This is a genomic window from Ruegeria sp. HKCCA0370 (assembly GCF_013033705.1).
GTDB lineage: Bacteria > Pseudomonadota > Alphaproteobacteria > Rhodobacterales > Rhodobacteraceae > Ruegeria.
On sequence record NZ_WQEP01000009.1, the window covers coordinates 58,898 to 82,222 of the forward strand.

Consider the following 23,325-nt stretch of genomic DNA (forward strand, 5'->3'; position numbering starts at 1 on the left):
CTGATCCAACCGTGGACTAATGCGCACAAGAAACGCCCCGGGCCCGGGGGACCGGGGCGGTTTCCTAGACTACAGGCGCGGATCAGGCTTCAAGCGACCGGCGCAGCATTTCCACATCTTCAGCGATCTGACCGTCGGTCAGTTTCAACTCTTCAATGCGCTTGACGCCATGCATGACCGTCGTGTGATCGCGCCCGCCAAAACGGCGGCCGATCTCGGGCAGCGACCGGCTGGTCAACTGCTTGCACAGATACATCGCCACCTGACGCGGACGCGCGTAAGAGCGCAGGCGCTTCGGGCCGATGATGTCAGAAAGCCGGATGTTGTAATACTCGGACACCTTCCGCTGGATCTCTTCAACGGTGATCTTGCGTTCCGAGGCGCGCAGCACATCCGCCAGACAATCCTGCGTCAGTTCCATGTCGATCTCGCGACCAACCAGCGAGGCAAAGGCGAACAGACGGGTCAGGGCACCTTCCAGCACCCGAACATTCGTCGAGATGCGATGCGCCAGAAATTCCAGAACGCCATCAGCAATCGCCAGGTCCGGATAGGATGAGCTGTATTGCTGCACCTTGTTCTGCAAAATGCCCAGACGCAGTTCATAATCGGTCGGGTGCAGGTCAACCACCAGACCACATTGCAGGCGGGATTTCACCCGATCTTCCAGATCCTTGATCTCACCCGGGGCGCGATCGGCCGAGATGATGATCTGTTTGTTCTGATCCACCAGCGCGTTGAACGTGTGGAAAAACTCTTCCTGAGTGGAATCCTTGCCGGCGATGAACTGCACGTCATCAACCATCAAAACGTCAACCGAACGGAACAGGTGTTTGAAATCCATCATCCGACGCTCGCGCAGGGCCTGCACGAACCGGTACATGAACTGTTCCGCCGACAGGTACAGAACATTTAGTTCCGGATGTTTGGTTTTCAGCTCCCATGCGATGGCATGCATCAAGTGGGTCTTACCCAGCCCTACGCCGCCGTACAGAACCAGCGGATTGAAGGTCACCGGCCCGCCCTCGGATACCCGACGCGCAGCCGCATGGGCCAGTTCATTGGGCTTGCCGACGACAAAACTGTCAAAGGTAAAGCGGGAATCCAACGGGGCGGCCTGAAGCGATTCCAATGTATCCTGCGCCGGGTCCTCGCTCGGCGCGGCGACAGGTTCAGGCTTTGCCACCGGCGGCGTATCGACAGCTGGCTTGGGTCGGGCAGGCGAGTTTGCAGCGACGCGGAAATCCAGACGCTGCACAGTTTCACCTGCGGTGTTCAGCTCGTATAAAATGAGGTCCGCAAAATTCTGGCTGACGTAATTGCCCATGAAATTGGTCGGCACCGAGAAAACCGCCACGCCGTCCTGAAGCTCCTTGAATTCCAAAGGCTCGATCCAGGTCGTATAATTGTTCCGACCGATGGCCTTCAGCAACTTGTTACGCAGTAGTCCCCATTTCTCTTGTGTCATTAAGCGCCTCACGCATCCCATTCTTATTGGCCTGTCAGCCTTATTCATACGAAGCCGGTTCCCCGGTGTTGTATTCACACGCAATAGGTATCCAGTCGCCAAACCAGTCGGCTTGGCGGGACCATCCCGAAGAGCTCGGCAACCCCAGTTCTGACGCTCAGCAATAACGGAACGTCCCGAAAATCGGGTTGCACGTCGCAATCTCAATTTTTAGACAGGGCCAAGATCACCGGGTTTATTCCGGCTTCCATGGCAGATCGGCAGCCTGGCTCAAGCCAGTCGTCGACAATTGTCCCCTGATCGCTCTGATGCCCGTCAGTTCGATCGGGAAAACAGCCTGTCCCCCCAAGCGAGTGAATCGCTGACATCAGTCGTAGCAATTCCGAGAGGGGCGCGGCAACGAAACTCTGATATTGACTCGGGTCTTTGGGCGAAAGAATCTCTCGGTTTTGTGAAGGCGCGGTTTTCTGGCAACACGAAAAAAGGCGCCGTGATGTGCGGCGCCTTTTCAGAATGGTTCAGCCTTTCTGACGTGACCTAGGGTCACCCCAAAGCTTAGCCCAGTGCTTTGACGCGCGAAGACAGGCGCGACATTTTACGGGCGGCGGTGTTCTTGTGGAAAACACCCTTGGTGACGCCGCGCATCAGCTCGGGCTGAGCCGCACGCAGAGCAGCAGTCGCCGCGTCCTTGTCGCCGGATGCGATCGCTTCTTCGACTTTGCGCAGATAGGTGCGGATGCGCGAACGACGCGCTTTGTTGATTGCAAAACGCTTTTCGTTCTGACGAGCGCGCTTTTTTGCCTGAGGCGAGTTTGCCATGTGAATCTGACCTTCGTTAGGTACGTTAATCTTGGGTTGCGCGCCACGGACATATCCGCACCGGATCAGAAATCACGAGTGTGAGTCGGGCCAAGCGGGCCGCACGCGCATGTATAACGGGGGTCTTTAGCCAAGTTCAAAGAGATTGCCAAGGTGATTCTTGGAACCATGGCCAAGAATATGGGGCGGGCTAAAGCCACCCGCCACACAAGTCCCGCGCTTTACTTGTCGCGGAATTGCGCTGTGCGCTTTTCCAGGAACGCGGCCATGCCTTCCTTCTGATCTTCGGTCGCGAACATCGAGTGGAAGACACGACGCTCGAACAACATGCCTTCACTCAGCGGAAGCTCGTAGCTGCGGTTCACCGCTTCTTTCGCGGCCATTGCGGTCAGCTGCGATTTCTCGGCAATCTTCTGCGCTGCGCTCACGGCTTCTTCGATCAGCTTCTTGGCCGGCACCACCCGGCTGACAAGACCCGCACGCTCGGCTTCGTCGGCATCCATGAAACGCCCGGTCAGGTTCATGTCCATCGATTTGGATTTACCCACGAACCGCGTCAGACGCTGACTTCCCCCCAGACCGGCAATGACGCCAAGATTGATCTCGGGCTGGCCGAATTTCGCGGTGTCCGCCGCGATGATGAAATCGCACAGCATGGCAAGTTCACATCCACCGCCCAGCGCGTAACCTGCAACGGCCGCAATGATCGGCTTGCGAATTGCGGTCACACGATCATTCGCATCGGCAAAAAGGTTGATGTTGTAGACGTCGACAAAACTCATCTCGGACATTTCCTTGATGTCCGCGCCGGCGGCGAAGGCCTTGTCCGATCCGGTTATCACGATGCAGCGCACCTTGTCGTTGCTGTCCGCATCTTCCAGCGCGGTGCAGAGCTCACCCAGCAACTGGGTGTTCAACGCGTTCAGCGCATCCGGTCGGTTGAGTTTGATAAGTGCGACGTGGTCTTCGATTTCGACGATGATCGTCTCAAAAGCCATGAGGAGAAAGCTTCCGGTTGTTCCGTTCAGGTACGATTCCTTACCACGCGAAAAACTTGGATCAAGCTATCTTTGGCATTGCGCACAATAGAAGGATGAGCGACCGGACTGGGTGATTCTCTTGATCGGCGCTCCGCACCCTTCGGTCCGGCAGGCCTCGCCCTCGCGGCCGTAGACATCAAACTTGTGCTGAAAATATCCAAGTTCTCCATCGGCTTGGCGGAAATCCCGCAGCGAAGACCCACCGGCTTCGATGGCGTCCTGCAACACCTGCCGGATGATCGGAACAAGCGCCGCCACGCGGGGTTCGGAAATCTGTCCGGCTTTGCGACGTGGCGACACTCGGCCGCGATAAAGAGCTTCGCAAACATAGATATTGCCCAGACCGGCAACGATTCCCTGATCCAGCAGGGCGGATTTGACAGGGGTGTTCTTGCCTTTGAACGCCTTGATCAGGTGTTGGTCGTGAAAATCGTTGCCCAAGGGTTCAGGCCCCAGAACCGACAGCAGCTTGTGATCTTCGGCGTTGGCCGTTTGCAACAGGTCCATCGCGCCAAACCGGCGGGGATCGTTGAAGGTGATGCGCGCGCCGTTGGCCATATGAAAGACCACATGGTCATGTTTTTGCACGGCGGGATGGTTATGTGCGAATTGCCCCAACGGGTCACCCGACACCGTCATCCGCCCCGACATACCCAGATGGATCAACAGCGTCTCACCGCTGCTGAGATCCGCCAGAATGTATTTCGACCGCCGCCGCAACCGCTCCACCCGCTGTCCGGTCAGCCGTTCGGCCATACGTTCAGGGAACGGCCAGCGCAGATCGGGGCGGTTCACATCAGCCCGTTCGATCAAGACCCCTTCCATGGCGGGACTCAGGCCGCGTCTTACTGTCTCGACCTCAGGTAATTCGGGCATTACAGGGCTCCTAATTCAAAGGGCCGCATTGTGCCCGCCTCTCTTGGCCCTATAACAGAGGCGAAATTCGACAAACGGCAAGGCAAATGTCCGACAACATCCACAAGACCACTCATTTCGGTTTCGAAACCGTCCCCGAGGACGAAAAGGCCGGGCGCGTGCAGGGCGTTTTCAACTCGGTTGCCTCGAAATATGACGTGATGAACGACGTCATGTCGATGGGCATCCACCGGGTCTGGAAGGACGCGATGATGGACTGGCTGGCGCCACGCCCCGGCCAGCGGCTGCTGGACGTGGCCGGCGGTACGGGCGACATCTCGTTCAGGTTCCTCAAGCGCGCGGGTCACGGCCACGCCACGGTGCTGGACCTGACCGAGCCGATGCTGATCGAAGGGCGGCAACGTGCCGAGGCAGATCAGATGTCGGACAGCCTGAACTGGGTCGTGGGCGATGCCATGGCCCTGCCCTTCGAAGACAATACATTCGATGTCTACACGATCTCGTTCGGCATTCGGAACGTCACCCGCCCGCAAGAAGCTTTGAACGAGGCTTACCGCGTGCTGAAACCCGGAGGCCGCCTGATGGTGCTGGAATTCAGCCAGCTGCCCAATGAGGGGCTGCAAAAGCTCTATGACCTTTACAGCTTCAACGTCATCCCGCGCATGGGAAAACTGATCGCCAATGACTATGACAGCTATCAGTACCTGGTCGAATCGATCCGAAAATTCCCCGATCAGGAGACGTTCCTGAACATGGTTCGCGCCGCAGGTTTCGAAAACGCCAAATACCGGAACCTGAGCATGGGTATCGCCGCGCTGCATTCCGGCTGGAAGATCTGACACATGCGTGGTCCCCATAACATCATCCGCTTGATCCGCACAGGCGCCACGCTCGAGCGCACAGGCGCCATGAACGTGGTACTGGATGCGTTCGAAGCCCCGCGCGCAGTACGCATCCTGGCCCACGCATTGGGCAAACCCTTTCAATGGCTTGGCTACAAAGGCGACCCCGGTATGCCACCGGCCACGCGCGCCCTGACGGCGCTTGGCCCCGCCTATATCAAATTCGGGCAAGTGCTTTCGACCCGCCCTGACGTCGTCGGAAATGAACTGGCCGAGCAACTGCGCGTTCTGCAAGACAAACTGCCCCCTTTCTCCAAAGCCGACGCGATGGCCGAAGTCGAGAAAGAACTGGGTCAGCCGATCTCGGACATGTTCAGCGAATTCAGCGAACCTATTGCCGCAGCCTCGATTGCGCAGGTTCACAAGGCCAAGCTGACCAGCACGGGCGAGGATGTCGCGGTGAAAGTTCTGCGTCCGGGGATCGAACGCGCGTTCCGCAAAGATGTCGATGCGTTCTATTTCGCCGCCCGGATCGTCCAGCTCTTCGCCCCCGGCGCGCGCCGTCTGCGACCGGTGGAGGTGATCGAGCATTTCGACGGTGTCGTACGCGGCGAACTGGATCTGCGTCTGGAAAGCGCGGCGGCCTCCGAATATGCCGCCAACACAAAGGACGACACCGGCTTCTGGCTGCCGCCCGTTGTGTGGTCTCTGTCCGCGCGGCGCGTCATGACGCTCAGCTGGGCGGACGGGATCGCGCTGGGTGACAATGATGCTCTGGATGCCGCAGGTCACAACCGCAATGATCTGGCCGAACGTGTCCTGCGCCTGTTCCTTCTGCATGCCCTGCGCGACGGCTTTTTCCACGCCGACATGCACCAGGGCAACCTCAAGGTCGCCGCGAACGGAGACATCATAGCCTATGACTACGGCATCATGGGGCATATCGATGAATACACGCGCCGGGTCTATGCCGAAATCCTGTTCGGTTTCATCCGCCGCGATTACAAACGCGTGGCCGAGGTGCATTTCGAAGCCGGCTATGTTCCCGCCAACCAGGACGTCGACGAGTTCGCCCGCGCCCTGCGTGCCGTGGGCGAGCCGATCTTCGGCATGGACGCCACGCATATCTCGATGGGGCGGTTGCTGAGCTATCTGTTCGAAGTGACCGAACGGTTCGGGATGGAAACACGTACCGAGCTGATCCTGCTGCAACGCACCATGGTTGTCGTCGAAGGCGTTGCGCGCTCACTCGACCCTCATATGAACATCTGGGAAGTCGCCCGACCCGTGGTCGAAGACTACATCAAACAATCCATCGGCCCGCGGGCGGCCCTGCGTGATTTTGGGAAAACCGCAATGGTGCTGGCCCGCTTCGGCCCGCGTCTGCCGGCACTGGTCGAAAACGCACTGATCGCGCAGACCCAGAAGGACGAACCGCAGACGCCCACCCTTTGGTCCTTTGCTCTGCCCGCCACGATCGGCGCCGCAGCAGGTGCGGCGCTGGTCTTGCTGATCAACGCGCTCAGCTGAACCAACCCGCCTGCTTCATCTGGCCACAAATATCCTCGGGGGGAATCGCGCCCTGGCGCGATGGGGGGCAGACAGCCCCCCCCGCACCCCTTCCGGGTCAGAGCCGCTCGATGGCGATGGCAATCCCCTGACCGCCCCCGATGCACATGGTGATCAACCCTTTGGATCCGCCGGTACGTTCCAGCTCGTATAGTGCTTTCAGCGTGATGATCGCACCCGTGGCCCCCACCGGATGCCCCAACGCAATCGCACCGCCGTTGGGGTTCACCTTGCTCGCGTCCAATCCAAGCTCCTGATTCACAGCCAGTGCCTGCGCGGCGAAGGCTTCATTGCTTTCGATCACGTCGAAATCTTCCGCTGACAGGCCCGTCTTCTTCAACAGGTTTTGCACTGCCGGAACCGGACCGATGCCCATGACTTCCGGCCGCACGCCTGCATGCGCATAACCAATCACACGCGCCTTCGGTTTCAAACCGGCCCTTTCGGCCGCATCCGCTGTCGCCAGCACCATCGCCGCCGCGCCGTCATTGATGCCCGAGGCATTGCCGGCTGTCACGCGCCCGTCCTTCTTGAACACCGGGCGCAGACCGGCCAACGCTTCGGCGGTCGTCGCCTTTGGATGCTCGTCGATTTTGAAATCGACCATGTCCCGCTTGACCTTGACCTGTACCGGAGTGATCTGGCTGTCGAAGTACCCGGCCTCGATCGCCGCTGCCGCACGTGTCTGGCTGTCCAATGCGAACGCATCCATCTGCTCGCGGCTGATCTGATGCTCATCCGCCACGTTTTCGGCCGTCACCCCCATATGTCCGGTGCCGAAGGGGCAGTTCAACGCGCCCAGCATCATGTCCAGCGAGGTGACGTCGCCCATCTTTGCACCCCAGCGCGCCTGCGGAACGATATAGGGGCTGCGTGACATGCTTTCTGCTCCGCCTGCCACCGCAAAGTCAGCATCGCCCAGCATCAGGGACTGAACGGCTGACACGATCGCCTGCGCGCCGGATCCGCACAGGCGGTTCACGTTCATGGCCGGCGTACCATTGGGAATGCCCGCCTGCATGGCGGCGACGCGCGACAGATACATGTCACGCGGTTCAGTGTTGATCACATGACCGAACACAACATGCCCGATCTGCGCCCCCTCAACCCCCGAGCGCTCAAGCGCCGCTTCGGTCGCGACAGTGGCCAGATCAATCGGCGCGGTTGAAGCCAGCGCACCACCAAAGGTGCCAATTGCGGTGCGGGCACCGTCGAGAATAACGATATCGCTCATGAGCTACTCCTCCTGAATTTCGCTGCATTATGCATGCGCAGAATGGCACTGTCGCCCCAAACGTCCCGTCACGGCGGGAATTGACATTGCGTTGCACACCCCCCATGGATTCCGTCATGACGGAAGACACAGACGATATCCTGAACCTCCTGCCCGCTCGCCTGAAAGAGGCACGCCGGGCCAAAGGCCTGTCCCTGGAAGCGGTCGCCAATCTCAGCGGTGTGTCCCGGTCCATGGTCAGTCAGATCGAACGCGGCGAAAGCAGCCCGACGATCTCGACCTTGTGGAACCTGACACGCGCCTTGCAGGTGGATTTCGCCGGTCTCTTGGAGGGCACAAAGGCCACGGACCAGATCGAGGTACTCAGAAACTCCGAAGTGCCCAGCATCGACAATATGGGGCAGAACTGCCGAATTCGCATCCTGTCACCACCGGAAGAGGCCGGGGGTCATGAAGTCTATGATATCGAATTTGACGAGGACGGGGCCCTGAACAGCCAACCCCACGCCCGCGGTGCCCGTGAACAGCTCACCGTGCTGGAAGGCGCGGTCAAAGTCACTTCAGGCAATGCGGTGTCCGAGTTGAACCAGGGGGACACGGCCCGATACGCCGCCGACATTGCGCATTCCATCTGTGCCCAAGGGCCAGCCCGAGTATTTCTGATCGTAAAAAACGCCTGACATCCGCGAAATTCCGCCTTCACGGATATTTTTCCTTCATATTGAATTTCCCCTATTTGGGAATTTCATCCGCTATGTTAGATGTGCGACTCAGTTGAACGGAGGTCGCCATGTCAGATGCATTCCTGTCCCATATCACGGACACACTTGCGCAGATCGAATCTGAGGGTCTTTACAAACGCGAACGAATGATCACCTCGCCTCAGGGCGGTGAGATCACTGTGGGCGGCAAGCAGGTGATCAACCTCTGTGCCAACAACTATCTGGGTCTGGCGGATCACCCGGCGCTGATCGAGGCCGCGACACAAACGATGGGGCCCAAAGGATTCGGCATGGCGTCGGTTCGGTTCATCTGTGGCACGCAAGACATTCACCGCGAACTGGAACAACGTCTTGCCAATTTCCTGAACAAGGACGACTCCATCCTTTTTGCCGCCTGTTTCGACGCCAATGGCGGGTTGTTTGAACCTCTGCTGGGACCGGAAGACGCCATCATTTCAGACAGCCTGAACCACGCCTCGATCATCGACGGCGTGCGGCTGTGCAAGGCCAAACGCTATCGCTATCTGAACAACGACATGAACGACCTCGAAGCCTGGCTGAAACAGGCGCGCGAGGACGGGGCACGGCATATCATGATCGCCACCGATGGCGTGTTCTCGATGGACGGCTATCTGGCCAACCTGCCGAAAATCAGGGAACTGGCCGATAAATACGATGCGATTGTCATGGTGGACGATTGCCATGCGACCGGCTTCATGGGGCCGAACGGGGCCGGCACACCCGATCATTTCGGCGTCGATGTGGATATTCTGACGGGAACCTTGGGCAAGGCACTTGGGGGGGCAATCGGCGGCTATATCGCCGGGCCGCAGCCAGTGATCGACCTGCTGCGGCAGCGGGCGCGGCCCTATCTGTTCTCAAACTCGCTGCCGCCCTCGATCGTCGCTGCCGGGTTGGAGGCAATCCGTCTGGTCGAAGAAGGCGACATGCTGCGCGCGCAACTCTTCGGCAACGCCAAGTATTGGCGCGCTGGGCTGGAAAAGCTTGGCTTTGACCTGCTGCCCGGGGAACACCCGATCATCCCGGTGATGCTGGGTGAGGCGACGCTGGCACAAGACATGGCGTCACGGCTGTTCGACGAAGGCGTCTATGTTTCGGGCTTCTTCTTTCCGGTCGTCCCACGCGGGCAAGCGCGGATCAGAACGCAGATGAATGCGGCTCTGACCAGGGATGAACTGGACCGCGCCCTATCCGCATTTGGCAAGGTCGGCAAAGAGCTGGGGGTCATCGAATGATCCTTCCATCGGTCATCGATGTGATCGGCGACACCCCCATGGTCGAACTGTCGCGCGTGTGTGCCCAGCAGAAGCTGAACGGGCGTATCATCGCCAAGCTTGACTATTTGCTGCCGGGATTTTCGAAAAAGGACCGCGCGGCGAAGTCCATCATCGAAACGGCGCGCGCAGACGGGACTTTGTCACCGGGGCAGACGGTGGTCGAGCTGACCTCAGGCAACATGGGCACCGGCCTGGCGATTGTCTGCGGCATTCTGGGGCACCCGTTCGTGGCAGTCATGAGCGCGGGGAACTCGGTCGAACGTGCCCGCATGATGCGCGCATTGGGCGCCGAGGTGGTGATCGTCCCCCAGGCCCCCGGCAGCAAACCCGGCGAAGTCTCTGGGGCCGATCTTGAACTGGTCGATGTCGAGGCGAAACGCATCACGACCGCACGCAACGCGTTTCGTGCGGATCAATTTGGCCATTCGGGAAACCCCAAGGCCCACGAAACCGGGACCGGGCCCGAGATCTGGGCGCAATCCGAAGGCACCGTCACGGCATTCTGCGACTTTGCAGGGTCGGGCGGAACGCTGGCCGGAGCGGCAGAGTATCTGAACCGGCACGGCGTGCGATGCTATGCCGTGGAACCTGCGGGCGCGCGCGCTTTGGCCGGTGAGCCGGTTTCGACCCCGGACCATCCCATTCAGGGCGGCGGTTACGCCATGGGTGATCTGGTGCATTTGAAGGATAGCCGATTGGCAGGACACCTAGCTGTTTCGGGGAAGGCCGCGCGGGATTGCGCCCGGCTTCTGGCCCGGACCGAGGGGATATTCGCCGGCTATTCGGCAGGCGCGAATCTTGCCGCGGCAATTGAACTGCTGCGCGGCCCCGAAGAAGGCGGCTGCGTCGCCATCGTCATGTGTGACAGCGGCCTGAAATACCTGTCGACCGATTTGTGGGAGTAAACATATGCGACCCAATACAATGAAAGCACTGGAAAAATCCAAACCCGAAGAAGGGTTGTGGATGGTGCAGGCCCCGATCCCCGAAATTGGCCCCGATGATGTGCTGATCCGCATCAACAAGACGGGTATCTGCGGCACCGACATCCATATCTGGAACTGGGATGAATGGGCGTCTCATACCGTGCCGGTTCCGATGATCACTGGCCATGAGTTTGCCGGAGAGATCGTCGAGATCGGGCGCAACGTGACAGGGCTTGAAATCGGCCAGCGATGCTCGGGCGAGGGCCATCTGATCACCACCGACAGCCGTCAGAGCCGCGCCGGAAAGTTTCACCTGGATCCGGGAACCAGGGGCATTGGAGTGAACGAACAGGGCGCATTTGCCGAATATCTGAAACTGCCTGCCTTCAACGTGGTGCCCTTACCCGACGACATACCGGATGAGATCGGGGCCATCCTCGATCCGCTGGGCAATGCGGTGCATACTGCCCTCAGCTTTGATTTGCTGGGCGAGGACGTTCTGATCACGGGTGCGGGCCCCATCGGCATCATGGCCGCTGCCGTCGCTCGTCACGCGGGTGCACGCAACGTGGTCATCACCGACATCAACGCAGACCGATTGAAACTGGCCGAACATGTGGTTCCCTCGGTGCGGACCGTCGATGTCTCCACCGAGGACTTACAGGGCGTCATCGCCGAGCTTGGGATGAAAGAAGGATTCGATGTCGGGCTTGAAATGTCCGGCTCGCAAGCCGCCCTGGACCAGATGGTCGAAGCGTTGGTGATGGGTGGAAAGATCGCGTTGCTGGGGATTCCTCCGGGCAAATCTCCGGTCGACTGGTCGCGCATCGTGTTCAAGGCCATCACGATCAAGGGGGTCTATGGGCGTGAGATGTTCGAGACGTGGTACAAGATGATCGCCATGCTGCAAAACGGTCTGGATGTGTCCCGCGTGATCACGCACCGCTTTGCGGTTGATGATTTCGCCAAAGGGTTTTCCGCGATGAAATCAGGCCTGTCCGGCAAGGTTGTTCTGGACTGGACCTAACGCGCTGGAAAGTTGCAAGTTCAGCCCCTAGACAGGTGCAGAACTTGCACAAGGGAGGCATGAGATGGGCGAGAACAAAGACGATCGTCTGTTGCAGCGGGGGGTCGAAGACACCCTAGTCACTGATTTCGCCGAAACGCACCGCAAAAGCTATGGCGACTTCCTGCAACTGAAGACGCTGCTGAACCTGCAAAAAACCTTTCAGGACCCCGCACAACCTGACGAGATGCTGTTCATCATCATTCATCAGGTCAGTGAGCTGTGGCTGAAACTGATGCATCACCAACTGGTCGAGGTGCGTCGGTTCCTGCAACAAGATGAATTCGGACCCGCCATGAAAAACCTCGACCGCATCAAGGCCATTCAACGGCAATTGATTGCGGCCTGGGAAACCCTGCTGACCATGACGCCGGCCGACTATATGACGTTTCGGCAGGCCCTCGGCAATTCTTCCGGGTTTCAAAGCTATGGGTACAGGCAGATCGAGTTCATTTTGGGCAACAAGGATGCATCGACCCTGAAAGTGCACGAGCATGACCCCGAGGTGATGGAGGTGCTGAACGCCGCCCTGACCAAACCGTCCCTGTATGACGAAGTGTTGCACATGCTGGCCCGACAGGGGTTCGACGTTCCAAGGGATTTGATCGAGCGGGACTACTCCGAACCCTATTCCGGTGATCCGCGCGTGGTTCAGATCTGGGTCGACGTGTTCCGCAACACGGACAAATATTGGGATCTGTATGCGCTGGCCGAAAAACTCATGGATGTGGAAAGCCTGTTTCAACGCTGGCGCTTTGACCACGCCACGGCGGTTGAACGTGTGATCGGAATGCAACCCGGTACCGGAGGTTCCAGCGGCGTGGCTTTCTTGCGAAAAGCACTTGAGTTGCGGTTCTTCCATGACCTCTATGATGTGCGGACGGAATTGATGTACAGCGGGCAGGGCTGAGCCATGCTGTATCGCGGATTTTCACAAGCCGAACTGGAGCGGGAATACTCTCCCAGTTCGATGATCGGTGGCGACCTGACCCCTTATCTGGCCAGCTATCAAACGCTGAGTGCGCAAGCCCGAGCCGAGCTGCCCGTTCAGGCCAACCTGGCCTATGGCGACGCCCCGGCCCAGGTGCTGGATTTCTTTCCCGCGAAGGGGGCCGGCGCCCCGTTGCATGTCTTTATTCACGGTGGGTATTGGCAGGATCTCAGCCAGCGCGAATCGGCCATGATGGCCCCGGCGCTGATCGAAGCCGAGCAATCCTTTGCCACCTTGAACTACACGCTCGCCCCGGATGCACGGCTGGATCAAATGGTCGACGAATGCCGCGACGCCCTTCTGTGGCTTGCGTCACAGGCCGAGGCACTGGGATTCGACCCGACGCGGATCACCTTGTCAGGGCACAGTGCCGGCGCTCATCTGGCTAGCATGGTCATGGCGACCTCGGCCGGCGCATTGGCCCGCGCCGGGCTGCGTGTGCGTGACGTGCTTCTGATCAGCGGTGTTTATGATCTGGAACCCATCAGTTTGACATCCGTGAATGATCCTCTGCACCTGACCCCGGTCGAAGTGAACGATCTGTCCCCAATCCGCAACCTGCCCCCACCGGGCCCCCGCTATCATGTTTCAGTGGGGGAACGGGACACCGGCGAATTCATTCGTCAAAGCCGCGACTATGCGGAACGGCTGCGCAAGGCCGGGCACTCGGTCAGCTTTGCCTTGAAACACGGAATGCACCATTTCGACATCATCCTGCATTCCGGGACATTCCAGCCCGACACGCAATGAGGCATTTTTCAAACAAAAACAGCGGCCCGATCGGTGCCGCTGTTTTTTTGTGTCCGTCCCGCTTGGGATCAATCCAGGGTGCGGGTAACCTCTTCGCGCTCGAAGATCTCGATCACGTCGCCCTGGCGGATATCGTCGTAGTTCTCGAACGCCATACCACATTCCTGACCCGACTGGACCTCGGCCACTTCGTCTTTGAAGCGCTTCAGGGTCTTCAGCGTGCCTTCGTGGATCACTACGTTGTCGCGCAGCAGGCGAACGCCTGCCGAACGGCGGGCAACACCTTCGGTCACCAGACACCCGGCAACCTTGCCGACACCGGTAACCTTGAAGACTTCGCGGATCTCGGCATAGCCGATGAACTTTTCGCGGATCTCGGCGCTCAGCAGGCCGGACGCGGCCGCTTTCACGTCGTCGACTAGGTCATAGATCACCGAGTAGTAGCGGATCTCGACACCCTTTTGGTTTGCCGTGTTCCGCGCCGATGCGTTGGCACGGACGTTGAAGCCAAAGACCGGCGCGCCGGAAGCCTCCGCCAGACCAACATCCGTCTCGGTGATCGCACCCACGCCCGAGTGCAGCACACGCACGCGCACTTCGTCGTTGCCGATCTTTTCCATCGCCTGAACGATAGCTTCGGCAGAACCCTGCACATCGGCTTTGACGAGGATCGGCAGCTCGGCCACGTTCTCGTCTTCCTTGGCCTTCTGCATCAGCTGTTCAAGGGTGGTCGCGGCACCTGCCGCGGCGCGTTTGTCCTTGGCGGCCTGTTCGCGATAAGCGGCGATTTCACGGGCCTGCGCTTCGGTCTCGGTCACGTTCAGAACGTCGCCCGCTTCGGGCGTACCGTTCAGGCCCAGAACCTCGACCGGAACCGAGGGGCCAGCTTCCTTGACGCGCTCACCCTTGTCATTGATCAGCGCACGGACCTTACCGTACTGCTCACCCACAACGAAGATATCGCCCTGACGCAGCGTGCCGTTCTGAACCAGAACCGTGGCAACCGGGCCACGACCCACGTCCAGCTGCGCCTCGATCACGGCACCTTGGGCGGCGCGGTTCGGGTTTGCTTTCAGTTCCAGAATCTCGGCCTGAAGCGCGATGGCTTCCAGCAATTCGTCCAGACCCTGACCCGTGATTGCGGACACTTCGACATCCTGGACGTCACCGGACATTTTCTCAACGATCACTTCGTGCTGCAGCAGATCGGTGCGCACCTTGTCCGGGTTTGCATCCGGCTTGTCGACCTTGTTGATTGCCACGATCATCGGCACTTCGGCCGCTTTTGCGTGGTTGATCGCTTCGATCGTCTGCGGCATCACCGCGTCGTCAGCCGCGACGACCAGAACCACGATATCCGTAACCTGAGCGCCGCGCGAGCGCATCGACGTAAACGCCGCGTGGCCCGGAGTGTCGAGGAAGGTCAGCGTGGTGCCGCCATCGGTTTTCACCTGATACGCGCCGATATGTTGGGTGATGCCACCGGCCTCACCCGCCACAACGCGCGCGTCGCGGATTGCGTCCAACAGCGAGGTCTTGCCGTGGTCAACGTGACCCATGATGGTAATGACCGGCGGACGCGGCTGCAGATCGTCTTCGCTGTCTTCGACCTCTTTGATAACGTCTTCAACATCCGAATCGGATACGCGAGTGACCTTGTGGCCAAATTCTTCGATGATCAGTTCCGCGGTGTCTGCGTCGATGGTCTGGTTCTGCGTGACCATCATGCCCATCTGCATCAGCGATTTGACCACGTCAGCCACACGCTCGGCCATACGGTTGGCCAGTTCCGAGACCATGATCGCCTCGGGCAACTGTACGTCGCGGATCACCTTTTCCCGTTCAACGGCACCGCCCATGGCTTTCTGACGCGCACGCTCCTGCTTGCGCTTCATCGCGGCCATCGAGCGCTGACGGTTGCCTTCGCCACCGGTCGCCTGACCCAGAGTCAGCTTGCCCGAACGGCGGTTGTCATCGCGACCTTTGCCACGACCACGCTGCTCACGTTCGCGATCCTGTTTGCGCGGCGTGGCTGCCGGCGCAGGTTTGCTGGCCGGGGCGCGAGCCGCTTTGGGCTCTTCCGGTGCGGGCGCGGCAGCGGCGCGTTTGGCAGCTTCTTCCGCCTCTTTGCGCTTGCGTTCTTCTTCCTCAGCCTTCTGACGCGCACGCTCTTCGGCTTCGCGCTGTTCGCGTTCTTTGGCTTCCTGTTCCGCACGGCGGCGGGCGCGCTCTTCTTCGCGCGCCTTTTCAGCAGCCTCGCGCGCTGCGGCCTCTTCGGCTTCGCGGGCCTTGGCCGCTTGCAACGCCTTCATGCGGCGCGCCATTTCCGCATCGGAAATGCCCGCAGGACGACGCGACGGATCACCCGAAGGTGCAGCACCGCCACCCGGCTTTGCTGCGCCCGGCTTGGGAACCACCACGCGTTTGCGTTTGGTTTCCACCACGACATTCTTGGTGCGTCCGTGGCTGAAACTCTGTTTCACATTTCCGGGGCGTGCCCCGCCACGAAGACCCAATGTCTTTTTGCCGTCATTATCGCTCATAAAGCTACTTACCCTTCCGCGCGGCCCCTGCCGCCGTCATCCGTTTCGCGCAAGCCACGCAGGCGCTGCGCTTCCTCTACAACACGTTTGGCGAGTCCGCCAGAGGCCAAGGCCGCATGAATCACCGTTTGGCGCCCAAATGCCTGTCCTAATTCGTCTGCCGTCAGCCAACCTATGTATTTCCCGAAGTGCGGCGTGCTCAGTTTGGACTTGCCGCGCCCCGATCCATCAGCGGCCTGAATCAGCACCTGCGCCTCTTCCCGGTCCAGCCACGTCTTGACCTTTTCATACCCGGCGACCGCGTCGCCGGACTTGCGCGCCAGGCTGAGCAGCTCGACAACGCGCCGCGCGATCTGCTGTTCAACCTTTTCCGCCAGGTCCTTCGGCACAGACACCTGCGCCTTGAACCCCCGCGCAAACAGTTTCTTGCCAACGGCCTTGTCCAGGGCGGCACGATCCGCCGCCACATAGACCCCCCGCCCGGGCAATTTCGCCGCGACATCCGGAAAAACCTGACCGTCCGGCCCCGTCACAAAGCGGATCAACCCGAATTTGGGCTGCACCTCGCCCGTGGCGATGCACTTGCGCTCGGGTCCGTCGGACCGATCCTTATGGGCGCCACCGCGACTCATACACGCCACCCGAAGCCCGAGATCAGGCCTCGACCTCCTCGTCTGCTGCGTCGCCGTCGACGTCTTCTTCCGCCTGTTCCAGCTCGGCCGGATCAACCCAACCCAGCAGGATACGCGCGGTCATGACCATATCTTGCGCCTCTTCCAGCGTTACGCCGAAAGGCTCCAATACACCGTCATCCTTGACACGCTCACCATCGACGGTCGTCCAGCCACCGGCCAGTTCCCAGTCGGCGCAAGTTGCAAAGTCTTCCAGAGTCTTCACGTCGTCCCTGGCCAGCGCCTCTACCATCTGGGGTGTCAGACCTTCGAATTCAATGAGACTGTCCTCGGCGCCCAATTCACGCGCCGCATCCAGTGCCGCCTTGGCCTGTGCTTCCAGGAATTCGCGGGCGCGGGTTTGCAGTTCCTGCGCGGTACCTTCGTCAACGCCGTCAATGACCAGCAGTTCCTCGATCTCGACATAGGCAACCTCTTCGAGGTTGGTGAAGCCTTCCGAGACCAGCAGCTGAGCAAAGAATTCGTCCAGATCCAGGCTGTCCATGAACAGTTTGGTACGGGCTTCGAATTCCTTCTGGCGGCGGGCCGATTCTTCGGCTTCGGTCATGATGTCGATGTCCAGACCGGTCAGCTGGCTGGCCAGACGCACGTTCTGACCGCGGCGACCGATGGCCAGCGACAATTGTTCTTCGGGCACGACGACCTCGATCTTGCCGGCTTCTTCGTCCAGAACCACCTTGGAGACCTCGGCAGGCTGCAACGCGTTCACCAGGAAAGTCGGTTGATCTTCGTTCCACGGAATGATGTCGATCTTTTCACCCTGAAGCTCGTTCACAACGGCCTGAACACGGCTGCCGCGCATACCAACGCAGGCCCCGACAGGATCGATCGAGCCATCATAGGAAATCACAGCGATCTTGGCGCGCGAACCGGGGTCACGGGCCACGGCCCTGACCTCGATGATGCCGTCATAGATTTCCGGCACTTCCATCTTGAACAGCTCGGCCATGAATTCCGGCGCGGTGCGCGACAGGAAGATCTGGTGGCCGCGCACTTCGCGGCGCACTTCCTTGATGTACGCGCGCACCCGGTCATTCGGGCGATAGCTTTCGCGGCCGATCTTGTCATTGCGGCGCAGAACGGCCTCGGCACCGCCCAGATCGACGATGACATTGCCAAACTCTTCGCGCTTGACCGCACCGTTGATGATGGTGCCCGCGCGATCCTTGAATTCTTCGTACTGACGGTCGCGCTCGGCTTCGCGCACTTTTTGCAGGATGACCTGCTTGGCGGACTGAGCCGCAATCCGACCCATTTCAACCGGCGGAACCTCTTCGACGAAGACGTCGCCAACCTCGGGCGATTCCATGTACTGCTTTGCCTGCTCGACGGTCATTTCGGCCTGATAGTTTTCAAGCTCGTCATCTTCGACCACCGTTCGAACACGGGTGAACGTCGCCTTGCCGGTCTTGCGGTCGATGCTGACGCGGATGTCCATCTCGGCGCCGTAGCGGCTCTTGGCGGCACGGGCGAGCGATTCCTCCATCGCTTCGACAACCAGGCCGGGGTCGATCATCTTTTCGCGGGCCACGGCCTCGGCGGTCTGCAACAGCTCCAGCTGGTTTGCTGAGGTGATTGCCATCAGTTCGTCTCCTCTTCGGACCCTTCGGTCTCAATCTCGTCGAAAGCGTTTTCGTTCAGGGCGCCGGCATCCTTGCGCTGGCGCAGCATTTCCTTGATCAGGTCATCGGTCAGGACCAGCTTGGCATCGCTCAGCCAGTCGAATTGCAGACCGATGGTGATGGTTTCATCCCCCTCGGGGATGTTGATCAGAACCTCGTCCCCTTCGATCCCGGCCAATTCGCCCTTGAAGCGTCGGCGGCCATCGATCAGCTCGGCGGTCTCGATCTTGGCCTCATACCCTTCGAAGGTCTCGAAATCCTTCAGACGGGTCAGAGGGCGGTCGATACCGGGGCTCGAGACCTCGAGCGTATAGGCATCAAGGATTGGGTCCTCGACATCCAGCGTGGCGCTGACCGCGTTGGAAATTTCGGCGCAATCATCCACTTCGATACCGCCATCGGGCTTGTCGGCCATGATCTGAAGCGTGGTCTGCTTGCCGCTCATCAGGCGGATGCGGACCAACTCATACCCCAGATCCTCGATCACGGGCGTGATGATCTCGGCCAGTCGCCGGTCAATGGCAGCTTTTGCTATCAGGTCGTTTGTCATCTGGTACTCTACCCTGTCAGTCGGGCACAAAAAAACGGGCGCGCGGCCCGTCGAATTTTCCGGTGGAGCCTTGGACCAGAAGTCCAACGCGCCGCTGTTGAAACTGCATATACGCAGGATGGCCCGAGTCTGCAACCCCCAGAGGGATGCGCATTTGGATTTACACCATCCACCACCGTTCGGAGATGCGGCCATCGTCCAGCGCACCGTTCCCGGCAATCTGTCGCGGCATCCCGACAGCATCCGATACGGCAAGGGCCATGTCGGCCTCGGACGGGTGGAACCGGACACCGCGCGTGCCTCGCATTCCGGCCCGATCCGGAAGCGCCGCGATATCGACATACCCGTCCCGCAGCGCCTCGGCCCGCACGGCGGGGTCCGGGATTACAATGACCTCGACCGCGTCAGCCCATCCGGCCTGACCATCTTTGTAATGCCCCTCGACACGGCGGCCCAGAAAATGGCGGCCATCTTCTGCCCGTTCGACACGATAGCAGCCGGTGCCGTTGGCCTTGCGCAACGGGGATACGGTTTCACCGGCGCGCGCAACAACAAAGCGGCTGTCGGCCAACAGGAAAGGCAATCCGGGATTTGCCTCGGCAAGTTCAAGCCGCAGGCGGTTGGGGGCAAGCGCCTCGGGTCCTCCGATTTCGGCCAGAACGGCCATGACATCAGCAATCTGCAACGGTTCGCCATCGTGAAAGACCGCGTCATCACGCAGATCAAAGTTCCAGACCCGTGCGTCTGCGTCGGTTTGCCAGCCGGTCGCAAGCTCACCGCGCAACGTACCATCCGGGGCGATTTCAGTCATTGTGTCGAAAACGGCCCCACGCGCCACTTGCTCGAGGCTGTCATCGCGCGGAACGGCCAGACGCAATGTCCCGCCTTTTTTGGGCGTACCAGCAAGGGATGCTCCTGTCGCCGCCAGCAATGCGGCAGCGGCACCAGAGGCAAAGAGAGCACGGCGATCGATGCGGGTCATGCGACACCCTCCGCCACACGGTCCATGATTCGCACCAGTTCCGCGCTGATGCCCGGCTCGGACAGGGCGTGCCCCGCCTGACGAACCATTTTCAGTTCGGCATTCGGCCAGCGTTCCGCCAGCGACCACGCGGCCTGCGGCGGGCAGATCATGTCATAGCGCCCCTGCACGATATGGCCGGGGATATGCGCGATCCGGTCCATCTGATCCAGAATCTGCCCGTCCGTTTCCAGAAACGCCTTGTTGGTGAAATAGTGATTTTCGAGCCGCGCAAAGGTGCGCGCGTATTCGCCGGGGCTTTCGCCAACCGATCCGTTGGTGTGGATCGAGGCCAGCGCGTTTTCCCAATGCGACCAGGCCCGCGCATACAGGATCTCTGTCGCGCGGTCGCCCGAAAACAGACGTTTGTTATAGGCGGCAATGGTGTCGTCCAGTTCAACCTCGGGCAGCAGCGAGGTGAATTTCTGCCATTGCTCGGGCCAGAACCGCCCGGCGCCACCGCCGTAAAACCAGTCAAGCTCGGCCTGAGTCGCAAGGAACACCCCGCGCAACACCAGTCGACTGACGCGGTCGGGATGAGTCTGGGCATAGATCAACGCCAGAGTCGCCCCCCAGCTTCCGCCAAAAGCGATCCATTCTTCGATCTCGAAGAGTTTGCGCAGCCGCTCTATGTCGGCCACCAGATGCCACGTCGTGTTGTCCTCGACCGAGGCGGTGGGGCGCGACCGGCCACATCCGCGCTGGTCAAACAGAATCACCCTGTAGGCCTGTGGATCGAAGTATCGCCTCATGGCCGGGCTGCACCCCCCACCCGGCCCCCCGTGCAGGATCACGACGGGTATGCCGTCAGGATTACCGCATTGTTCCACATAAATACGGTGCCCATCGCCCATATCGACCATCCGCTGGTCGAAAGGGTCGATCGGCGGGTACAGATATTGAACTGCGCGCTTTTGGTCCGGGTACTTGTCCATTATCGCCCTATATAGTCCTTAAGCGTAAAAGAGCACACGGAGACAGGAATGCAAGCGCATCCGAACACGGTGGACCCGTCCGAGATCGCAAAATTCGAGGCGATGGCCGCGGAATGGTGGGACCCGCACGGAAAATTCAAACCATTGCACATGCTTAACCCGTGCCGGCTGGACTATATAACGCAGCAGATCGCCGGAGAATTCGATCGCGACCTAAAGTCGCCTGTGCCGTTCGAAGGTCTGCGCCTGCTGGATATCGGCTGCGGCGGTGGGCTGCTGAGCGAACCGATGGCGCGTCTTGGGGCCGACGTTGTGGGCGCCGACGCCGCGGAACGCAATCTGCCCGTGGCGCGCATTCACGCTGAACAGTCCGGGCTGAAGATCGACTATCGCCATACCACGGCCGAGGACATGGCCGCTGCCGGTGAGCAATTCGATGTTGTGCTGAACATGGAAGTGGTCGAACACGTGGCTGATCCCCTGTCCTATCTGACCGCCACGCGTCACTTGCTCAAACCCGGCGGGTTGGAGATTTGTTCAACCATCAACCGCAACCCGAAATCCTACGCCATGGCGATTTTCGGGGCCGAGGTCGTCATGCGTTGGCTGCCGCGCGGCACGCATGAATGGAACAAGTTCATCACGCCGGACGAGCTGTTCGACCTGCTGCGTCAGGCCGGGCTGGACCCGGTGGACCGCAAAGGGTTCGTGTTCAACCCGATCCTTTGGAGCTGGTCTATCTCGGATCGGGACTTGAGCGTGAATTACGTGACGGCGAGCGTGAAGCCACAGTAGGGGGTTATTCCCCCTCCAACTGCATGCGCAAATCCCGAAGCACTGGCAGGGCGCTGCGGACCCGGTCCGGCCCGAGCTCTCCGACCACGCGGTTGATCAGCGGGGCAATCGAGGAAATCGCCTGATCCCGCGCCCGTCGACCTGCGGGGCTGATCGCCACCATCTTGCGGCGGGCGTCGTCCCAGTCGGGGCGGATGTGGATGTACCCGGCCCATTCCAGCTTGGCCAAAGTATTGGTCATCGCGCCACGGGTCACGTGGAATGTGTTGGCCAGTTGCGCCGGGCTACGTTCGTCCCCGACGAAAACCAGATGATTCAGCACCGAGAAATGCGAAATTTCCATACCCTTGGGCAGCACCCGGCTGAGCCGGTTGCGCAACAACTGATCCGCGGTCAGGATCTCGCTGAACAGCGTGACCGCAAGGGCGTTGGTGTCTTCCGTCATTGTTCAATTCTGTCAGGGTCCAGTGAAAGACCGGGTGTGTGTCAACGACGGCACGCGGCGGCGTGCCTCTGTCACAGAACTATCATCCAAATCGAAAATGTGAATGCCCGGATCGGTACCTGCGTCGATCAGCACCTTTCCCCAGGGGTCGACGACCATGCTGTGCCCATGGGTAAAACGCGTCTTTCCGCGCGTTGATGGGTGTTCCCCCGTTTGCGCGGGGGCCAAGACCCAACAGCCTGTCTCGATCGCCCGGGCCCGCAACAGCGATTCCCAATGCGCGGCGCCCGTAACAGGTGAAAACGCTGCCGGAACGGTCAGGATTCGCGCGCCTGCCTGCGCCAAAGCCGCATGCAGGTACGGAAACCGGATGTCATAACAGATGGTCAAACCCACCTTGCCAAAATCGGTTTCGGCTATGACCGCCTTTTCGCCGGGGCGGTAGTTCTTTGATTCGCGGAACGTCTCGGTCTCGGTGACCTGCACGTCGAACATATGGATCTTGTCGTAACGCGCCACGATCCGACCTTGCGGATCGATCATGAAAGACCGGTTGGCAAACCGCCCGTCAGCGTCATGAGTCTTGATCCCCAGTGACCCGATCAACACCCACACGCCCAGTCGGGCGGCCTGATCCCGCAGGCCGGCCAAGGTGATGTCGTCTTCTTCGTGCTGAAGAACCTCGTTTTGCCGCGTCGTACTGTTTGACACGCAATTCGTGACCTCTGGCGTCAGGATAAACCGCGCGCCCTGCCCTGCCGCGTCGGCCGCCATGGCGCGCACCATGTCCAGGTTTTCGACCGGATCATCCGACGAGGTGATTTGCAGCAGCGCGGTCTTCATCAGGCCGCAAGCAGACGGTCAAGCTTGCCTTGCCGCTCCAGCTCGTAAAGGTCGTCGCAGCCGCCCACATGCTGTGTCCCGATGAAAATCTGAGGCACGGTGCGTTTGCCGCCTGCACGCTGGATCATTTCGGGCTTGCTTTTGGGGTGCATCAGAATGTCAACTTCCTTGAACTCAACGCCTTTCTGCTTCAGCAGACGTTTGGCCGCGTGGCAAAAACCACAGAGCGGCGAGGTATAGATTTCTACGGGCTTCATGTTCCGGTCCCTTTGGGTTTC

The 23,325-nt window shown here is 60.0% G+C and carries 23 protein-coding genes; 9 read left to right on the forward strand and 14 right to left on the reverse strand.

Translation table 11 applies throughout. The features are described from left to right. Positions 1-82 precede the first annotated feature (82 nt). The 4 genes from dnaA to mutM all read right to left on the reverse strand — a co-directional run bounded on the left by dnaA (position 83) and on the right by mutM (position 4,203). Positions 83-1,468, reverse strand: coding sequence for a chromosomal replication initiator protein DnaA (gene dnaA, locus GOW31_RS17180; protein ID WP_170345655.1), 1,386 nt, complete (start codon positions 1,466-1,468; stop codon positions 83-85). Between the two features lie 555 nt (positions 1,469-2,023). Further along, positions 2,024-2,287 (reverse strand): 30S ribosomal protein S20, encoded by a 264-nt coding sequence (gene rpsT / locus GOW31_RS17185; protein ID WP_152459792.1) that lies wholly within the window; start codon positions 2,285-2,287, stop codon positions 2,024-2,026. 221 nt (positions 2,288-2,508) lie between these two features. Then, on the reverse strand, positions 2,509-3,285 hold the full coding sequence (locus tag GOW31_RS17190; protein ID WP_117870917.1) for an enoyl-CoA hydratase: 777 nt from the start codon (positions 3,283-3,285) through the stop codon (positions 2,509-2,511). 66 nt (positions 3,286-3,351) lie between these two features. Beyond that, the gene (mutM, locus tag GOW31_RS17195) at positions 3,352-4,203 is read right to left on the reverse strand and encodes a bifunctional DNA-formamidopyrimidine glycosylase/DNA-(apurinic or apyrimidinic site) lyase (RefSeq protein WP_171171749.1); all 852 of its coding nucleotides are present in this window, start codon (positions 4,201-4,203) and stop codon (positions 3,352-3,354) included. A gap of 86 nt (positions 4,204-4,289) precedes the next feature. On the opposite strand from mutM, the gene ubiE reads away from it, so the two are divergent. Further along, positions 4,290-5,042, forward strand: a complete 753-nt coding sequence (gene ubiE / locus GOW31_RS17200) for a bifunctional demethylmenaquinone methyltransferase/2-methoxy-6-polyprenyl-1,4-benzoquinol methylase UbiE (protein ID WP_171171751.1) — start codon at positions 4,290-4,292, stop codon at positions 5,040-5,042. A 3-nt stretch (positions 5,043-5,045) separates the two neighbouring features. Then, on the forward strand, positions 5,046-6,575 hold the full coding sequence (gene ubiB, locus GOW31_RS17205; RefSeq protein ID WP_171120198.1) for a 2-polyprenylphenol 6-hydroxylase: 1,530 nt from the start codon (positions 5,046-5,048) through the stop codon (positions 6,573-6,575). A 97-nt stretch (positions 6,576-6,672) separates the two neighbouring features. Here the strand turns inward: ubiB and GOW31_RS17210 are convergent, their stop codons facing one another. Continuing rightward, positions 6,673-7,848, reverse strand: a complete 1,176-nt coding sequence (locus GOW31_RS17210; protein ID WP_171171753.1) for an acetyl-CoA C-acyltransferase family protein — start codon at positions 7,846-7,848, stop codon at positions 6,673-6,675. 116 nt (positions 7,849-7,964) lie between these two features. On the opposite strand from GOW31_RS17210, the gene GOW31_RS17215 reads away from it, so the two are divergent. The 6 genes from GOW31_RS17215 (at position 7,965) to GOW31_RS17240 (ending at position 13,601) form a co-directional block, all read left to right on the forward strand. Then, positions 7,965-8,528 carry a helix-turn-helix domain-containing protein gene (locus GOW31_RS17215; RefSeq protein ID WP_171171757.1) on the forward strand — a complete coding sequence of 188 codons (564 nt, stop codon included), beginning with the start codon at positions 7,965-7,967 and terminating at the stop codon, positions 8,526-8,528. Positions 8,529-8,638: 110 nt separating this feature from the next. Continuing rightward, positions 8,639-9,826 carry a glycine C-acetyltransferase gene (locus GOW31_RS17220; protein ID WP_171171759.1) on the forward strand — a complete coding sequence of 396 codons (1,188 nt, stop codon included), beginning with the start codon at positions 8,639-8,641 and terminating at the stop codon, positions 9,824-9,826. Continuing rightward, complete coding sequence (locus GOW31_RS17225; RefSeq protein ID WP_171171761.1) at positions 9,823-10,773, forward strand: PLP-dependent cysteine synthase family protein; 951 nt, start codon at positions 9,823-9,825, stop codon at positions 10,771-10,773. The genes GOW31_RS17220 and GOW31_RS17225 overlap by 4 nt, the downstream gene beginning before the upstream one ends. Positions 10,774-10,792: 19 nt before the next feature. After that, complete coding sequence (gene tdh / locus GOW31_RS17230) at positions 10,793-11,821, forward strand: L-threonine 3-dehydrogenase (RefSeq protein ID WP_171171922.1); 1,029 nt, start codon at positions 10,793-10,795, stop codon at positions 11,819-11,821. Positions 11,822-11,885: 64 nt separating this feature from the next. Continuing rightward, positions 11,886-12,770 carry a tryptophan 2,3-dioxygenase gene (locus GOW31_RS17235; RefSeq protein WP_171171763.1) on the forward strand — a complete coding sequence of 295 codons (885 nt, stop codon included), beginning with the start codon at positions 11,886-11,888 and terminating at the stop codon, positions 12,768-12,770. 3 nt (positions 12,771-12,773) lie between these two features. Next, the gene (locus GOW31_RS17240) at positions 12,774-13,601 is read left to right on the forward strand and encodes an alpha/beta hydrolase (RefSeq protein WP_171171765.1); all 828 of its coding nucleotides are present in this window, start codon (positions 12,774-12,776) and stop codon (positions 13,599-13,601) included. A 68-nt stretch (positions 13,602-13,669) separates the two neighbouring features. Here GOW31_RS17240 and infB read toward each other — a convergent pair whose 3' ends face one another. The 6 genes from infB to pip all read right to left on the reverse strand — a co-directional run bounded on the left by infB (position 13,670) and on the right by pip (position 20,964). Further along, the gene (gene infB / locus GOW31_RS17245; RefSeq protein ID WP_152459782.1) at positions 13,670-16,144 is read right to left on the reverse strand and encodes a translation initiation factor IF-2; all 2,475 of its coding nucleotides are present in this window, start codon (positions 16,142-16,144) and stop codon (positions 13,670-13,672) included. Between the two features lie 8 nt (positions 16,145-16,152). Then, a complete protein-coding gene (locus GOW31_RS17250) occupies positions 16,153-16,776 on the reverse strand; it encodes an RNA-binding protein (RefSeq protein WP_171171767.1) in 624 nt (207 codons plus the stop codon). 22 nt (positions 16,777-16,798) lie between these two features. Then, positions 16,799-18,418 (reverse strand): transcription termination factor NusA, encoded by a 1,620-nt coding sequence (gene nusA / locus GOW31_RS17255; protein WP_171171769.1) that lies wholly within the window; start codon positions 18,416-18,418, stop codon positions 16,799-16,801. Then, complete coding sequence (gene rimP, locus GOW31_RS17260; RefSeq protein WP_152459779.1) at positions 18,418-19,008, reverse strand: ribosome maturation factor RimP; 591 nt, start codon at positions 19,006-19,008, stop codon at positions 18,418-18,420. Before rimP ends, nusA begins: the two co-directional genes overlap by 1 nt. Positions 19,009-19,168: 160 nt before the next feature. Continuing rightward, positions 19,169-19,990 carry an ABC transporter substrate-binding protein gene (locus tag GOW31_RS17265; RefSeq protein ID WP_171171772.1) on the reverse strand — a complete coding sequence of 274 codons (822 nt, stop codon included), beginning with the start codon at positions 19,988-19,990 and terminating at the stop codon, positions 19,169-19,171. Beyond that, positions 19,987-20,964, reverse strand: a complete 978-nt coding sequence (pip, locus tag GOW31_RS17270) for a prolyl aminopeptidase (RefSeq protein WP_171120177.1) — start codon at positions 20,962-20,964, stop codon at positions 19,987-19,989. The genes GOW31_RS17265 and pip overlap by 4 nt, the downstream gene beginning before the upstream one ends. A gap of 48 nt (positions 20,965-21,012) precedes the next feature. Between pip and ubiG the strand changes: the two genes are divergently transcribed. After that, positions 21,013-21,759: a bifunctional 2-polyprenyl-6-hydroxyphenol methylase/3-demethylubiquinol 3-O-methyltransferase UbiG gene (gene ubiG / locus GOW31_RS17275; RefSeq protein ID WP_171171774.1), complete on the forward strand. Its 747-nt coding sequence runs from the start codon at positions 21,013-21,015 to the stop codon at positions 21,757-21,759. Positions 21,760-21,763: 4 nt separating this feature from the next. On the opposite strand, the gene GOW31_RS17280 is transcribed toward ubiG, so the two are convergent. The 3 genes from GOW31_RS17280 to grxC are packed head-to-tail and all read right to left on the reverse strand — an operon-like array spanning position 21,764 to position 23,304. Then, positions 21,764-22,204 carry a MarR family winged helix-turn-helix transcriptional regulator gene (locus GOW31_RS17280; protein ID WP_171120173.1) on the reverse strand — a complete coding sequence of 147 codons (441 nt, stop codon included), beginning with the start codon at positions 22,202-22,204 and terminating at the stop codon, positions 21,764-21,766. 12 nt (positions 22,205-22,216) lie between these two features. Next, a complete protein-coding gene (locus tag GOW31_RS17285; protein WP_171171776.1) occupies positions 22,217-23,047 on the reverse strand; it encodes a carbon-nitrogen hydrolase family protein in 831 nt (276 codons plus the stop codon). Next, complete coding sequence (gene grxC / locus GOW31_RS17290) at positions 23,047-23,304, reverse strand: glutaredoxin 3 (RefSeq protein ID WP_171171778.1); 258 nt, start codon at positions 23,302-23,304, stop codon at positions 23,047-23,049. The genes GOW31_RS17285 and grxC overlap by 1 nt, the downstream gene beginning before the upstream one ends. Positions 23,305-23,325 lie beyond the last annotated feature (21 nt).